The following is a 15,159-nucleotide window of genomic DNA, read 5'->3' on the forward strand; positions in this document are numbered from 1 at the left end:
TTATCCCATAAGGTACGAGTATTTAAATTCCAGTCGAGCTAATTGCATCGTTATTGTTGAATCACCCTGTAGCCTACTTCCATAAATAAAACTCACAAAAAAACTACGAATTAAACTATAAGAATTAAAGCTCAGGGGATAATAAAACCAACAATATTCATAACTCATCGCGCTTTCAATCATCAATGGTGATATATCATCTAGAGACGTCTATAGCCGATAAAGCACATCAGTCACTAAGGTTAAACATAATAAGTTATCTTTGCTGTCATTATATCTTGCTAGACCACAGCCATCTAAGAAAATATAGATAAATTCAAGTTTGTTAAATCAATAAGTGGTGAGTATGTTGTCTTTATGCGAGTTATGCCGCAAAAGTGGAGTAATCCCCGATTTACATTAGCAAAAGTCTTGTTTTGAGTGATTAAAACAGCTATTTATAGATTTCGTTATACAACTTAATGTATTAATACATATGAAAAATATAATTAATTGTTTTTTATGATGTAAATACTATTTTAATACACAAATTTAATTATATTTAAGAAGTTATAGCAAGAACAAAGAAACAGATTTTCGTTTGTCTTTTAACCATGTGTGATATTTCATTCAATTAAAACAAATCACATAATCCTTATGATATGATCCTAGCGAATCTTGTGAAATATAACGATATTTAGTGCAATAATAAACTTTCACAGATGAACCTAAACTCAATACGCTAAAAACAGACGACACCATGACTGACATCCAACACTTAGACACTCACACACCAATGATGCAACAGTACCTGAAACTCAAGGCAGAGCATCCTGAAATTTTACTGTTTTATCGTATGGGTGACTTTTATGAACTGTTTTTCGATGATGCCAAAAAAGCATCTCGCTTATTAGATATCTCGCTAACGAAACGAGGGCAATCCGCAGGACAGCCAATTCCAATGGCGGGAGTTCCTCATCATGCGGTAGAAAACTATCTAGCAAAATTAGTGCAATTAGGTGAATCCGTTGCCATTTGTGAACAAATTGGCGACCCAGCAACAAGTAAAGGCCCTGTCGAGCGCAAAGTTGTGCGTATTGTCACACCAGGTACAGTGACTGATGAAGCTTTACTTGAGGAACGTCAAGATAACCTTTTAGCCGCGATTTGGCAGGATAAAAATGGTGCTTTTGGTTATGCAACGTTAGATATCACATCGGGCCGTTTTCGGGTCACTGAAATGTCAGATAGCGATAGTATGGCAGCAGAACTACAACGTACTCACCCCGCTGAGTTACTTTATCCTGAAACCTTTGAGTCAATGGCACTAATTGAACGTCTAAATGGGCTTCGCCGCCGCCCTATTTGGGAATTTGAGCCCGACACAGCCAAACAACAACTTAATATGCAATTTGGTACTCGTGATTTAACTGGTTTTGGTGTCGAAAATGCTCATCTTGCACTTTGTGCTGCGGGTTGTTTGCTACAGTATGTGAAGGATACGCAGCGTACATCCCTGCCTCATATTCGCAGCATTACAATGGAACGCCCTCAAGATTCTATTATTTTAGATGCAGCAACTCGACGTAATCTGGAACTTACCCAAAATCTGGCAGGGGGTAGCGATAATACGCTTGCTTCGGTCTTAGACCTTTGTGTTACCCCAATGGGTAGCAGAATGCTTAAACGTTGGATACACACACCTTTACGTAAACGAGAACAATTGGTTAAGCGTCAAGATGCCATTAGTGCTTTACAACCACTCTATTTTGAATTGCAGCCTTTTTTACGCCAAGTTGGTGATTTAGAACGTGTATTAGCACGTTTAGCATTACGCTCAGCACGACCTCGCGACCTTTCTCGTATGCGACATGCATTCCAACAATATCAAGAAATTCACCACATTCTTGAACAAACTGATATGCCTTATATAAAAGAATTAAAACAGCGTATTAATCAGTTTGATCAGTTATGTGAACTATTAGAAAAAGCGATAGTAGAAACACCGCCTGTATTAGTACGAGATGGAGGCGTTATTGCATCTGGTTATCATGCAGAATTAGATGAATGGCGCGCACTTGCTGATGGTGCAAGCGATTACTTAGATAAATTAGAAATTCGTGAGCGTGAAAAATGGGGTATAGAAACGCTAAAAGTCGGTTTTAATGGTGTACATGGTTACTATATTCAAGTTAGCCGCGGACAAAGCAGCTTAGTGCCGATGCATTATGTGCGCCGTCAAACGCTAAAAAATGCAGAACGTTATATTATTCCTGAGCTAAAAGAGTACGAAGACAAAGTATTAACGTCGAAAGGCAAAGCCTTGGCTATCGAAAAAATGCTCTACGATGAGATTTTTGAACAGTTATTGCCTCACCTTACTGCGTTACAAATAAGTGCTGAAGCATTGGCTGAAACAGATGTGTTAGCTAACTTAGCTGAACGTGCCGAAACGTTAAACTATACTCGCCCCGAATTAACTGAAAAAGCAGGAATTCAAATAACAGGTGGTCGCCACCCTGTAGTTGAACAGGTTTTAAGTGAACCCTTTATTTCTAACCCATTACAACTTGCCCCTCAGCGCCGTTTATTAATTATTACCGGCCCTAATATGGGGGGGAAAAGTACCTATATGCGTCAAGCTGCATTAATTACCTTACTTGCCTATATTGGGAGTTTTGTTCCAGCAGAAAAAGCGCTTATAGGTCCGATAGATCGCATATTTACTCGTGTAGGGGCTTCTGATGATCTCGCTTCAGGTCGTTCCACTTTTATGGTGGAAATGACAGAAACAGCCAATATCTTACATAATGCGACCGAAAACAGTTTAGTGTTAATGGATGAGATAGGTCGAGGTACATCAACCTATGATGGATTATCGCTTGCTTGGGCTTGTGCTGAAAACCTCGCTAATCGAATAAAAGCAATGACATTATTCGCCACACATTATTTTGAATTAACCACATTGCCTGAGAAACTCGAAGGCACAGCAAATATTCATTTAGATGCAGTAGAACATGGCGATACCATTGCCTTTATGCATAGTGTTCAAGAAGGGGCGGCCAGTAAAAGTTATGGTTTAGCTGTCGCTTCTTTAGCGGGTGTACCAAAAGAAGTGATCCGCCGAGCAAAACAAAAACTAAAAGAACTTGAAGCAGTATCGGGTCACTCTAGTTCAGGGCATGTTGAAACATCACAATTAATGCTATTAAGTGACGCAGAACCATCAGCCGTAGAACTGGCATTAGATAAGATTGATCCTGATTCACTAACCCCCAAACAGGCCTTAGAACAACTTTATCGCTTAAAAGAGATGACAAAATAAGTTTAGCTTTAACTTTCTGAATGATTATTGCTAATAAAATTAATGGCTCAATATCTAAAACTATATTGAGCCATTTTTTTATCATATTATAAAAATACTCACTCATTCATATTTAGCGACTAACAATTAAGTATTTATTGTTAGTTAATGGGTGCGTATTGATATTTTACTCGTTCACCTAATAACAAAAACGATTGATCCGTCGTGTATTGTTCAGGGAAAAGAATAAATTCGGATAATGCGGGGTTAAAAATTGAATATCGGTCAATTTTTTCTCGATATTGTTTCTGCTGTGTTTTTAAATCAATAATTAATAATTGCCGATCATCACCATGACTATTATTTACCAAAATATAATCATTATTGACGATCATATCATCTAGATAAGTATAACCCTTTTCAAGTAATATCGTTAATTGACCATCAGTTTGATAACGCACAATAGAAAAAAGCTCGCGCGATGCTGAGAGCGCAATAAAATATATTTCGCCTTTCTCATTTTGAGCAACTTGTCTGATACGAATTGGAAGCCAGCGAGATTGAGTAATATTTTTATTAACTAAATCGAGTGTTAATTCTAGTGTATTAGCCGTCAAATCATTGTTATACCATATCAGTAATGAATCTTCTGAAAGAGCATAATTTAATGAAGTAAACTGTCCAAAATCTTCAGCATAATACTGCTTCATTAATGCTTCGACATTAATTTCATTCTGCCAAGATAGTCCTTCATTTTCACTAAAATAAATATGACTATTGTCTGCCAATATTAATTGTGATGTTGATTCAGACCCAAATATCTTGCCACCAATCAATGATATTGGGGTTTTATTAGGGTCATTAGAATAAAACTCTAATTTGCTAATAGTAAATTTATTTAAATCAATAAATTTTCTACCTTTATTGAAAAATATAATACACCTTTCAGCAGTGCAGTAGGCGTTGTAAAAAGTTTCCTCACTACTTTTAGTGATAAATCGAACCCCCTGTTTATCGGAAAAATAGAGTGCATATTCCTTAGGGGTATTTTGACGATATACATTGCGATTTATATCAACCTCATAGCGATAATTATCTGATTCAGCTTTTATTAATATACCTACTGGCGAGTTAAAATGTTGCTTCCAACTATAATTTTCAATGTTGTGATCAGATAAACTCCCAATACTGGGCTGTTCCCATTGCCATTTTTTTTCAAAACCATTAAATAGCAGCCCATAACAGAGTAATAAACTCAGAATAAATAAAAAAGTGACAATAATAAAAGTTTTACGAAGAAAAGGATTCATAAGCTCAACCCCGTAATATAAAGAGATTGTTCTCTTTTCATTCGTTGCTCTTGCAACAAGAAATAGGTTTGATAACTACTCATGCCTTTTGCAGAGAATACAATATAAAGATTTGAAAGCAAAAGAATTAAAAACATAATCCCTGACATAATTACTGTAAATATAATCCCCATTCCTAAAAAGGTATCACCAATAGAAAGCCAGTCCCATTTATCCCAATAATTACCCTTTTCATAAACTTCCGAAATTGCGAAAAAAGCAAAAATAGAAAAAACAAATGCAGTCGTTGCACCAAATGCGAACATAATAGGATTTTTAGCTTGCTGATGACTAATATATGCTTGCGCTGTAATAGTGTAAGCACCACCATCCGTATGATTATAAACACCTAGAATTACAGGAGTAGAGCTATTATTTGGAGATTGCCAATAAAAGAGTTCAATATCATCACCATTGCTCATAAATAAATTATGATCAGAGTAAAAATAACGATCTCTGTAGCTCAACATAAAAGGTATGTTATCTATTTGAAATAAAGTTTTAGTCAATGAATAATTATTACCTCGTTGATAAATAGTCACTCTATCTACATGATGGATATTTATTTTTCCTCTAATACGTTTTACTTGGCTTTGCTTAAATTTAGAAATGGGCTTTTTATTAATAATTAATTTTTCTAATATAGGCTGTTTTACTTTTGGAATAATGAGTTGAATACCATCTGACAAAATACTGTATTTATTAGCAAGAACATTATCAAGTGCTTTAAGCCTTTTTTTATGTTTTGGTCTAAGTAACTTAAAACAAAAATAGATTTTTTCAACCATATAGCTTGTTCCTGCAATAACAATGCCTATTGCGAGTATCGTAGAAATCACTAATAAAAAATTAAAATCTAGCGTCATTAATGAAAAATAAGTCCACCAGCTTCCTATCACCGTAGAAATTAAAGCAATAAAAAACCATTTTTTCTGTTTTGTCGTTAATGTGAACGTTCTTTCTGGCTCTAGTCGCCCTTTAGTTGAATGAGCAATCCATTGCACCCAAAAACTACCATCTTTAAGTAATTCAGCGCAAATTTTCAGTTCATCCCCTAATTTTAAACGTTTAAGAAAAGTTTGAGATTGCGTGAAATCTTCTTCATTAAAGTAAAAGGTGTTACCTGAAGCGATTATTCTTACCATTCCTTTAGGCGAAATTTCACCTTGATCAAAATCACATTGCTCTAATTTAACGTTTAAAAAGTAATCTTTCATAATCTCTTTTTATTATTCCTATAAGATACCGTCGATATTACGTTTTCACTTTTTATCTTTCTTATTACTAAAATACAACATATAGATAAAGAAAAGCCGATTAGCTAATGGGCTAATCGGCTTGATAATCATGTTATAACACTTTTTATAAACAGAAATACTGCTGTTAGCTACGCTTTGAAAAGTGCTTCAATACATAACCCCTGACTTTGTAGAATATCTTTTAATCGTCTTAATCCTTCAACTTGGATCTGACGAACACGTTCTCTTGTCAGGCCTATTTCTCTGCCAACATCTTCTAAAGTTTCAGCCTCGTAACCTAACAATCCGAAACGACGAGCAAGTACTTCACGTTGTTTTGGATTTAATTCAAATAACCACTTTATGATGTTTTCCTTGAGGTTATTATTTTGAATTGTCGCCTCTGGCCCTTCTTCATTTTCATCAGAGATAATATCAAGTAAGGCTTTCTCTGAATCACCGCCAATAGGCGTATCAACAGAGGTAATGCGTTCATTTAAACGCAGCATCTTACTGACATCATCAACAGGCTTATCTAATGTTTGAGCAATTTCTTCAACACTTGGCTCGTGATCTAGCTTATGTGCTAGCTCTCTTGCTGTTCTTAGATAAACGTTAAGCTCTTTGACGATATGAATAGGAAGACGAATGGTACGAGTTTGATTCATAATGGCACGTTCAATGGTTTGACGTATCCACCATGTTGCATAAGTTGAAAAACGAAAACCTTTTTCAGGATCAAATTTTTCGACCGCACGAATAAGCCCAAGATTACCCTCTTCAATCAAATCAAGCAGGGCAAGGCCTCGATTAGTGTAACGGCGAGAAATTTTAACAACTAAACGTAGATTACTTTCTATCATTCGTTGTCTTGAAGGGATATCACCACGCAGCGCTCTACGGGCAAAGAAAACTTCTTCTTCAGCAGTCAGCAACGGAGAATAACCAATTTCTCCTAAATAAAGCTGAGTTGCATCGAGTGCACGCTGATTAACACCTTCAATAAGTTCAATTTCTTCTTGAGCATCAGACTCATTCTCTACTTCTTTTGCAGCAACTTCATCGAACTCTTCCATGTTCTCATCAGTATCATCTGTATATAACTCGTTTACTCTTAGCGTACTTTGGCTCATCAGCTGCTCCTACCCTTGATATTTAGGTAAACGACTATCGTGTTGATGTCTATTTACCAGCTTATCGTTGTGCAATAACACAACGGGTTACTGATTTTCCCTTGTAACGAATTACAAAATTAAAGCTAACATATCTATTTTACTGTTAATCTTATTCTTTATTGATTCAATATTTTAATTAACTATTGAGTGCAGGTTATTAACAGTATCTTGTTATTATATTTTTACATATTTTTAATTATACGTATTGTTACTCTATCTAATGAATAACTTGTGACTATTTACATCTAAAAAAGACAAATAAAAACTCACAATATTAAAATAATATAAAATAATTTATATTATTTACTGTTATTAAAAAAGTAATCAAATAAAGAAAATAGCCTTAGAAACAAAGTCTTAATTTATAGATTAACTTTCAATAACAACGAATCTTTATTCATTTTCTTATCTAGCAATTCAGCATACGCATTCATTGGTTGATAATCAACAGTCTAATTTAACGTTATCTATAATTTTATATAGATAACACATTCTTTCTCTGTTCAATTAAGCGTATTTACGTAGTTAAAATTTATTTTATTTCAACCTTTTAATTATTTTACTCATAAAAAAAAGCACCCTTTTAATTTTTTAAAAGAGTGCTTAAATTTAGGAATATTCACTATCCAAGAAAATAATTTACCTATTTTTTAGGTAGATAACTCATAGGATTAAGAGATTTCTCTTTATAACGAATTTCAAAGTGCAGTCTCACCGAACTCGTTCCAGTACTACCCATCGTTGCAATCTGTTGGCCTGCATTCACACTTTGTTGTTCGCGAACCAAAATAGTATCGTTGTGCGCATATGCACTGAGGTATTCATCATTATGTTTAATGATAACTAGGTTACCATAACCACGCAATGCACTACCTGCATACACAACTTTACCCGCTGCGGTTGCAACAATAGGATCACCACGAGTACCACCAATATCAATACCTTTATTACCACCCGGTGCACTTGAGTAACTTTCAATAATTTTACCTTGTGCAGGCCATGTCCATTTTCCTGTTACTGCAGCCGGTGCCGGAGTTGGCGTTGTCGCTGTTGTTACAGGTGGCGTAGATGTTGCTTTTGGTGGTGTAGTTGGTGGTGTAGTCGTTGCCGGTTTTGTAATAAGCGGCCCCATTGCCGTATTATTATTTGCAGGTTTCGTTTGTGCTGTTTGAACACCGGCACTACTTGAATGGTCAATCACAGAAGTATTAACATTGGTATTAGTTCCAGTGTTGACTTGGCGATTACCAATCTTCAGTACTTGCCCTACATTTAAACTATAAGGCTCAGAAATACTGTTCATTGATGCAAGCTCTTTTACATCGCTGTCCGTTATCCATGCAATATAGAACATGGTATCACCACGTTTTACTGTATAGGTATTTCCGTTGTAATTCCCTTTAGGAATATTTTCATAGTTACGGTTATACACAATACGTCCTGTACCATCATCTGTATTTACATTTTGTGTAGATACTACAGGAGGCTGAGTACGCGGTTGGTTAGCCATATTATTTTGAGTAGATGAATCGACCCTTATTGAAGAAGGAGGAGACGATTGCAATGGTTGGCTTCGTTCCATAGGCGTTGCACCAGCTGTCATCACCGGTGGCGTTGAAACAGTGCTATTCGGTGATGAACTATCACTATTCACCGATGTAATAGGTGCAGGACGATAAGGCGTATCTGCACAGCCTGTTAACGCAAATCCGATTACCGAACACATGATTGCCCAGCGGATGTGCTTAATCGGGCTTTCTGAATTCATACTTCCTTCTCCCTTTAAAAGGCATTAGCGTCTAGCAATTTGTTTAGTTGAACAAAAAGACTGCAATTTTTTGAAAATGTTTCATTTATTAGTGCAGATTACGACAAGCTGTTAAAAAGCAGTAATAAAAAACGGTAAGATTTATCTGGAAGTTATGCTAACTCACCCGCAATTAAGGGGACAAATCTCACGGCTTCTATAGATTGATAGTGAAAATCATTGCCTAAGCGACGGATAAACTTAAGTATTTGCTGTTGTTCGCCAACAGGAATTATCATCCTGCCACCATCAGCTAATTGCATCAATAGTTGTTGTGGCACTTCTGTTGCACCTGCTGTCACAATAATAGCATTAAATGGGCTTTTTGATGACCACCCTTCCCATCCATCGCCATGCCGTGTTGATATATTGTGTAAATCCAGTTGCTTAAAACGTCGTTTGGCTTGCCATTGCAATAATTTTATACGCTCAACAGAGCTAACATGATGGACTATATTTGCTAATACAGCGGTTTGATAACCCGACCCTGTACCAATTTCCAAGACAGAATCACTTGATTTTAACTCAAGTAATGCTGTCATTTTAGCAACAATATAAGGCTGTGAAATAGTTTGCCCATTACCAATAGGTAAGGCTGTATTTTCATACGCCTTATGAGAGAGTGCTTCATCAATAAATAACTCTCTTGGCACTTTGCTCATTGCTTCCAACAGGCTCTCATCCTTGATGCCATGTTGTTTTAACATTGTCAGTAAGTCTTTCATTGACCGACTTAACATGTTTTTTTGACCTCTGCTTTATTTAACCAATTTTGTAGTAATTCTTGTGCTTTATATGCCGTTAAATCTACATGTAACGGGGCGATAGAAACATAACCTTCGTCAACCGCAGCAAAATCTGTATCAGGCCCTATATCATTTTTTTCACCTGGAGGCCCAATCCAGTAAAGCGAATTCCCTTTAGGATCTGTTTGCGTATAAACATGTTGAGAAGCATGACGGCTTCCACAGCGTGTGATACGAAAACCTTTAATTTCATCTAATGGAATATCTGGCACATTGATATTTAAAATATTGCCAGCTCGTAAAGGTACACGTTGTAACATTGCTAATACTTCACAAGTCACCTGTGCCGCTGTCTCAAAATGAGTTTCACCATCTAAAGAGACTGCTATTGCAGGTAAACCAAGAAATCGCCCTTCAGTCGCGGCAGCAACAGTACCGGAATAAATAACATCATCACCTAAATTAGGTCCGTGGTTAATACCTGAAACCACAATATCCGGCCGAGGGCGTACTAAATGATTCACACCAAGATAGACACAATCTGTAGGCGTACCATCAATAATAGCGATATCCCCATTATCTAATTCTTGTTTGCGTAGTGGTCTATCTATTGTTAAAGAGTTAGATGCGGCACTGCGATTACGATCAGGAGCAACAATTTGAACATCATAACGCTGGCGTAAAGCTTTGGCGAGGATCTGAATGCCTTTTGCCATTACACCATCATCATTACTCACCAATATTTTCAGCATCTTCATTTCCTAATGATATTAATTCACGGACAACACTGGTGGCAAAGCTCCCTGCGGGTAAAAAGAATGCCAACGAAACAGTGGTGTCGTCTAGCCAATTCCATGAAATATTTTCGGGTAAAACATTTATCGCTCGTCGTGTGTTATCGACTCGAGCTTGTCGTGCAAGCGTCCATAATGTTTCATATCCAGCAAGGTTTTCTGTTTCAAAACTCAGAGCTTGATGTTGCGTTCCTAAATCACCGTCGCCCGGCATTGGCGCTGTAATATGAAGATCATGCTGTTCATAACGCGTTTGGCATTGTGCAAGCTCATCTTCTTGTGCAACAAACCAACTTTTACGCCCATGAAGTTGCATCGCATCACCCAATACAACCTTTGAATATAAATCACGTTCTAATCTTTTGCTTACGATATGATTAAACATCGCACTACGTGCCGCAGAAAGATAAAAACTACGCTTACCTCGTTCTTTAACTCGAATTTCATTCAGCGCCCAACGCTGAGCTTGGCGTAAATTTTCGCCATTACGACCAAATCGTTGTACACCAAAATAGTTAGGAACACCTTTTGCTTTGATCTGCTCAAGTCGTGCATTAACAAATGCTTTGTCTGAAACTTGGCGCAACACTAAGTTAAAGTGATTACCTTTTAATGTACCAATACGTAATTTACGTTGCTGGCGTGTGGTTTCTAATACCTCGCACCCTTCAAGCATCAACTGGCTAAAATCAGGCATTTCTTTGCCCGGCATACGTAAACAAAACCACTGTTCGGTGACCGCATGACGGTCTTTTAACCCAGCATAACTCGCATCGCGTTGATGGATCCCAACAAATTTCGCTAATTTTTCAGCAACAAATGTCGTATTACATCCCGTTTTTCTGATTTTAACCATTACATGTTCGCCTTCTCCATCAAGAGAGAAGCCAAGATCTTCACGCACAATAAAATCTTCAGGAATAGATTTTAATACACCCGTAGCTTCTGGTTTTCCATGTAGCCAATGGAGTTCTGGTAATTCACTCATTCAGGTAATGACTCTTTAATTAATAAAACAACTGCTTCGCAGGCAATACCTTCTTTTCTACCAACAAATCCGAGCTTTTCTGTTGTAGTTGCTTTTACATTAACCTCATCAATATGACAGGTTAAGTCTTCAGCGATATTCACGCGCATTTGAGGAGTATGAGGTAGCATTTTTGGTGCTTGAGCAATAATAGTGACATCAAGATTACCGATACGATAACCTTTTGCTTTTACTCGTGAAAATGCTTCTCGTAATAGCACACGACTATCAGCACCTTTGTATGCCGGATCCGTATCAGGAAACAACGTACCAATATCGCCCATTGCAACAGCGCCTAAAATAGCATCTGTAATTGCATGTAGCACAACATCGCCATCAGAATGAGCTAACAGCCCTTGCTCATAAGGTACTCTTACACCACCAATAATAATCGGGCCTTCTCCGCCAAATTTATGTACATCATAGCCGTGTCCAATTCTCATATTATGTGTTCCTTATATTGGTAATTTGACGAGAGAGGAAAAACTCTGCGAGAGCTAAATCTTCTGGCTGAGTCACTTTAATATTATCTGCACGCCCTTTCACTAATAGAGGTTCATAGCCACAAAACTCCATTGCCGAAGCTTCATCAGTAATTGTCGCCTTTTGCGAAAGTGCATTTTCAAGGTTCTGTTTTAATAATGCGGCAGGAAAAAATTGAGGTGTTAAAGCATGCCATAATGTTGTTCTTTCGACAGTTTGTTCAATATGGTTATCTTTTAAATGACTACGCTTCATGGTATCTCGCACCGGTGTTGCTAAGATCCCACCACAAAATTGTGGATCAGTATAATTGTCATCGATAAGTTGAATTAAATTATCAAGATCACCAAAACTTAAACAAGGTCTTGCTGCATCGTGAACTAATGCCCATGTATTTTTAGGGAAATGCTCAGTGACATAAATCAAGCCTGAAAGTACGGAGTCCGCACGTTCACCGCCACCTTCAACAGTTATTATTCGTTTATCTTTAGCTAATGATAAGGTATGAAAATAGTCATCTTCGGGACTAATCGCAATGATTATTTGAGAAATACGAGTGTGTTTTAATAAGGCATTAATCGTATGTTCAAGGATAGTTAACCCGCCAATTTTAAGGTATTGCTTTGGACAGATTGCTTGCATTCGACTTCCGACACCTGCGGCAGGGATCACAGCAACAATAGGAAGATTAGGATTTATTATATTCATTATGGTTTTTGTATCAGAACACACTATTAATTCAATAAATTAACGACGAGGTTGAGATTTATCATTCACAATACGGAAAAATGTCTCATTAGGTTTTATCATGCCTAATTCACTGCGGGCACGTTCTTCTAACGCTTCTTGCCCACCATTGAGGTCATCGATCTCTGCAAATAGACGGTCATTACGCGCTTTTAATTGTGCGTTTTGCGTTAATGCAGATTCAACTTCTTGGCTCATTTTGGTGTGATCATGAATACCATTTTTACCTAGCCATAATGAATATTGCAGCCAGCCAAGTAAAACCAGAAGTAAAATTGTCAATTTCCCCATTGCCACCCCCAAGATTAATGGGCTAATCATCCCACAACTCAAACTCAGACGCCACAAAAGCGCTGGAATATATTACATTATTAATAATAAAAAAGTGTATTCCCTATGATGAGAGAACACACAAAAAAGAAGAATACAAAATTAGCTCAATGAGTAAAATTGATTTTTTTGTAAAAAACTGAAGATTTGCTGAGTTAATTCAGGAAGAGGAAGAGCACCATTTAAATGTAATTCGGGGTTAACAGGTGCTTCATAAGGTGAATCAATACCAGAGAATTGCTTTATTTCGCCACGCCTAGCTTTTTGATATAACCCCTTGGGATCACGCTTTTCACAAAGGCTTAAAGGTGTATCGACAAAGATCTCAATAAATCGACCTTGTGCAAAACGATCTCTTATTTGCTGCCGGTCTTGCTGATAAGGCGAGATAAATGCTGTTAATACGATTAATCCTGCATCGACCATTAATTTTGCCACTTCACCAACACGACGAATGTTTTCATGACGATCTATGTCACTGAATCCCAAATCAGCACAAAGCCCATGACGTAAATTATCACCATCTAATAAATAGGTACGAATAGGAGCACTATCGAGTGAGTATTGATAAAGTGCTTGTTCTAATGCATTAGCAAGGGTTGACTTACCTGAACCTGATAATCCGGTAAACCAAAGCACACATCCTTTATGTGCTTGTCTTGCTTCACGATCTTTTTGTTCTATGGTATGAGGATGCCATACAATATTATTTTTTATCGTCATCTATTTTCCTCCAAGTAAATCTCTGGTACCCCAATGAGGAAAATGACGTCGAATAAGCTGATTAAGTTCTAGCTCAAATGTATCGTATTGTGAGGTTGTTTCTTGTTGATTAGCGAGTGTCTCTCTAATTAAACCTGCGCCAACAGTAACGTTACTCAATCTATCAATAAAAATCATCCCACCGGTATCAGCATTATATTGGTAGTTATCAAGTGCTAATGGCTCTTCAAATGAAACCTCAACACTACCAATAGCATTAAGTCCTAAGTTATCAGTCACTTGTTGCGTTAAATTATTAACATCAACCTGGTAGTGAATATTTTCAATTTTTGCTCGGCTTTTTTTACCCACAATTTTGATATCAAGTATTTGCCCCTGAACTAAAGGTTGCTCTGACATCCACACAATATCAATCAGTGCATGGTTACTAACATTGATTGTTGATTCATTTGCATCAACAATAATATCACCACGACTAATATCAATTTCATCAGCTAAAACCAGCGTAATCGCTTGCCCTGCTTTGGCTTGAGTTAAATCACCATCAAACGTCACAATACGTTTAATCGTCGAAGTTTGTTCTGAAGGCAATATCTTTATTTGTTGCCCTTGATACAACACGCCAGAAGAAACAGTTCCGCTATATCCGCGAAAATCTAAATCTGGCCGATTAACATATTGCACAGGAAAACGCAGAGATTGAGCTCCAACAGCTAATTTAATTGGTGCATCTTCGAGTAATGAGAGCAATGTTTTACCTTGATACCACGGCATTGTTTGTGAAACAGAAACAACATTGTCACCATCAAGCGCTGATATAGGGACAAATTCAATAGTAAGATCGGTTGGTAACTGATCAGCAAAAGAAAGGTAGTCTTGTTGGATCGACTCAAATACAGCCTGCTGATAATCCACTAGATCCATTTTATTGATCGCTACAATTAAATGACGAATACCTAATAGAGTACTGATAAAACTATGCCGGCGAGTCTGCTCTTGTACCCCTTTTCGAGCATCGATCAGCAGAATAGAAAGCGTACTTGTTGATGCTCCTGTCGCCATATTGCGGGTATATTGAGCATGTCCTGGCGTATCCGCAATAATAAATTTGCGTTTGGCCGTAGAGAAATAACGATAAGCCACATCAATAGTTATCCCTTGCTCACGTTCTGCGGCTAATCCATCCACCAGCAAAGCAAGATCGAGTTTTTCACCTTGCGTTCCGATTTTTTTACTTTCATTTTGCAATATAGAAAGCTGATCTTCGTAGATCTGCCGCGTATCGTGAAGTAAGCGTCCAATAAGTGTGCTTTTTCCGTCGTCAACATTGCCGCAGGTTAAAAATCGCAATAACCCTTTATTTTGTTGTGTTTTAAGATAACGTTCAACACCACCGAGCTGCGCAATTTCACCCGCAATAATTTGATTTGTTTTGATGGCTGCTAATCCCATACATC

The 15,159-nt window shown here is 37.2% G+C and carries 14 protein-coding genes; 1 reads left to right on the forward strand and 13 read right to left on the reverse strand.

Going from position 1 to position 15,159, the window contains the following annotated elements; all coding sequences use genetic code 11:
• A complete protein-coding gene (locus tag PH4a_RS18470; RefSeq protein ID WP_425273734.1) occupies positions 1-195 on the reverse strand; it encodes a transglycosylase domain-containing protein in 195 nt (64 codons plus the stop codon).
• Between the two features lie 544 nt (positions 196-739).
• Between PH4a_RS18470 and mutS the strand changes: the two genes are divergently transcribed.
• Entirely contained in the window at positions 740-3,304 is a 2,565-nt protein-coding gene (gene mutS / locus PH4a_RS03370; RefSeq protein ID WP_129037762.1) for a DNA mismatch repair protein MutS, read from the forward strand.
• A gap of 140 nt (positions 3,305-3,444) precedes the next feature.
• Here mutS and PH4a_RS03375 read toward each other — a convergent pair whose 3' ends face one another.
• The 12 genes from PH4a_RS03375 to cysN form a co-directional block, all read right to left on the reverse strand.
• Positions 3,445-4,593: a hypothetical protein gene (locus PH4a_RS03375; RefSeq protein ID WP_129037764.1), complete on the reverse strand. Its 1,149-nt coding sequence runs from the start codon at positions 4,591-4,593 to the stop codon at positions 3,445-3,447.
• A complete protein-coding gene (locus PH4a_RS03380; protein ID WP_129037766.1) occupies positions 4,590-5,849 on the reverse strand; it encodes a hypothetical protein in 1,260 nt (419 codons plus the stop codon). Before PH4a_RS03380 ends, PH4a_RS03375 begins: the two co-directional genes overlap by 4 nt.
• Before the next feature lie 170 nt (positions 5,850-6,019).
• Entirely contained in the window at positions 6,020-7,003 is a 984-nt protein-coding gene (gene rpoS / locus PH4a_RS03385) for an RNA polymerase sigma factor RpoS (RefSeq protein ID WP_064720925.1), read from the reverse strand.
• A gap of 685 nt (positions 7,004-7,688) precedes the next feature.
• Positions 7,689-8,813, reverse strand: a complete 1,125-nt coding sequence (gene nlpD / locus PH4a_RS03390) for a murein hydrolase activator NlpD (protein WP_129037767.1) — start codon at positions 8,811-8,813, stop codon at positions 7,689-7,691.
• 152 nt (positions 8,814-8,965) lie between these two features.
• Positions 8,966-9,592 carry a protein-L-isoaspartate(D-aspartate) O-methyltransferase gene (locus tag PH4a_RS03395; protein ID WP_064720927.1) on the reverse strand — a complete coding sequence of 209 codons (627 nt, stop codon included), beginning with the start codon at positions 9,590-9,592 and terminating at the stop codon, positions 8,966-8,968.
• The gene (surE, locus tag PH4a_RS03400; protein WP_064720928.1) at positions 9,586-10,350 is read right to left on the reverse strand and encodes a 5'/3'-nucleotidase SurE; all 765 of its coding nucleotides are present in this window, start codon (positions 10,348-10,350) and stop codon (positions 9,586-9,588) included. Before surE ends, PH4a_RS03395 begins: the two co-directional genes overlap by 7 nt.
• Positions 10,328-11,380 carry a tRNA pseudouridine(13) synthase TruD gene (gene truD, locus PH4a_RS03405; RefSeq protein WP_129037769.1) on the reverse strand — a complete coding sequence of 351 codons (1,053 nt, stop codon included), beginning with the start codon at positions 11,378-11,380 and terminating at the stop codon, positions 10,328-10,330. The genes surE and truD overlap by 23 nt, the downstream gene beginning before the upstream one ends.
• A complete protein-coding gene (gene ispF / locus PH4a_RS03410) occupies positions 11,377-11,862 on the reverse strand; it encodes a 2-C-methyl-D-erythritol 2,4-cyclodiphosphate synthase (RefSeq protein WP_064720930.1) in 486 nt (161 codons plus the stop codon). The genes truD and ispF overlap by 4 nt, the downstream gene beginning before the upstream one ends.
• 1 nt (position 11,863) lies before the next feature.
• Positions 11,864-12,610, reverse strand: coding sequence for a 2-C-methyl-D-erythritol 4-phosphate cytidylyltransferase (gene ispD / locus PH4a_RS03415; RefSeq protein ID WP_129037771.1), 747 nt, complete (start codon positions 12,608-12,610; stop codon positions 11,864-11,866).
• A 39-nt stretch (positions 12,611-12,649) separates the two neighbouring features.
• Positions 12,650-12,940, reverse strand: a complete 291-nt coding sequence (ftsB, locus tag PH4a_RS03420; protein ID WP_192876383.1) for a cell division protein FtsB — start codon at positions 12,938-12,940, stop codon at positions 12,650-12,652.
• A 141-nt stretch (positions 12,941-13,081) separates the two neighbouring features.
• On the reverse strand, positions 13,082-13,702 hold the full coding sequence (gene cysC / locus PH4a_RS03425) for an adenylyl-sulfate kinase (RefSeq protein WP_129037773.1): 621 nt from the start codon (positions 13,700-13,702) through the stop codon (positions 13,082-13,084).
• Entirely contained in the window at positions 13,703-15,154 is a 1,452-nt protein-coding gene (gene cysN / locus PH4a_RS03430) for a sulfate adenylyltransferase subunit CysN (protein WP_129037775.1), read from the reverse strand.
• Between the last annotated feature and the right edge of the window lie 5 nt (positions 15,155-15,159).

Origin of the sequence: Proteus hauseri (genome assembly GCF_004116975.1) — a bacterium.
Taxonomy (GTDB): domain Bacteria; phylum Pseudomonadota; class Gammaproteobacteria; order Enterobacterales; family Enterobacteriaceae; genus Proteus; species Proteus hauseri.

Coding starts and splice junctions, on each gene's coding strand:
- cysC (WP_129037773.1), bottom strand. CDS start 13,702: ATGACGATAAAAAATAATATTGTATGGCATCCTCATACCATAGAACAA.
- truD (WP_129037769.1), bottom strand. CDS start 11,380: ATGAGTGAATTACCAGAACTCCATTGGCTACATGGAAAACCAGAAGCT.
- ispF (WP_064720930.1), bottom strand. CDS start 11,862: ATGAGAATTGGACACGGCTATGATGTACATAAATTTGGCGGAGAAGGC.
- ftsB (WP_192876383.1), bottom strand. CDS start 12,940: ATGGGGAAATTGACAATTTTACTTCTGGTTTTACTTGGCTGGCTGCAA.
- surE (WP_064720928.1), bottom strand. CDS start 10,350: ATGCTGAAAATATTGGTGAGTAATGATGATGGTGTAATGGCAAAAGGC.
- mutS (WP_129037762.1), top strand. CDS start 740: ATGACTGACATCCAACACTTAGACACTCACACACCAATGATGCAACAG.
- nlpD (WP_129037767.1), bottom strand. CDS start 8,813: ATGAATTCAGAAAGCCCGATTAAGCACATCCGCTGGGCAATCATGTGT.
- PH4a_RS03375 (WP_129037764.1), bottom strand. CDS start 4,593: ATGAATCCTTTTCTTCGTAAAACTTTTATTATTGTCACTTTTTTATTT.
- ispD (WP_129037771.1), bottom strand. CDS start 12,610: ATGAATATAATAAATCCTAATCTTCCTATTGTTGCTGTGATCCCTGCC.
- cysN (WP_129037775.1), bottom strand. CDS start 15,154: ATGGGATTAGCAGCCATCAAAACAAATCAAATTATTGCGGGTGAAATT.
- rpoS (WP_064720925.1), bottom strand. CDS start 7,003: ATGAGCCAAAGTACGCTAAGAGTAAACGAGTTATATACAGATGATACT.
- PH4a_RS03395 (WP_064720927.1), bottom strand. CDS start 9,592: ATGTTAAGTCGGTCAATGAAAGACTTACTGACAATGTTAAAACAACAT.
- PH4a_RS03380 (WP_129037766.1), bottom strand. CDS start 5,849: ATGAAAGATTACTTTTTAAACGTTAAATTAGAGCAATGTGATTTTGAT.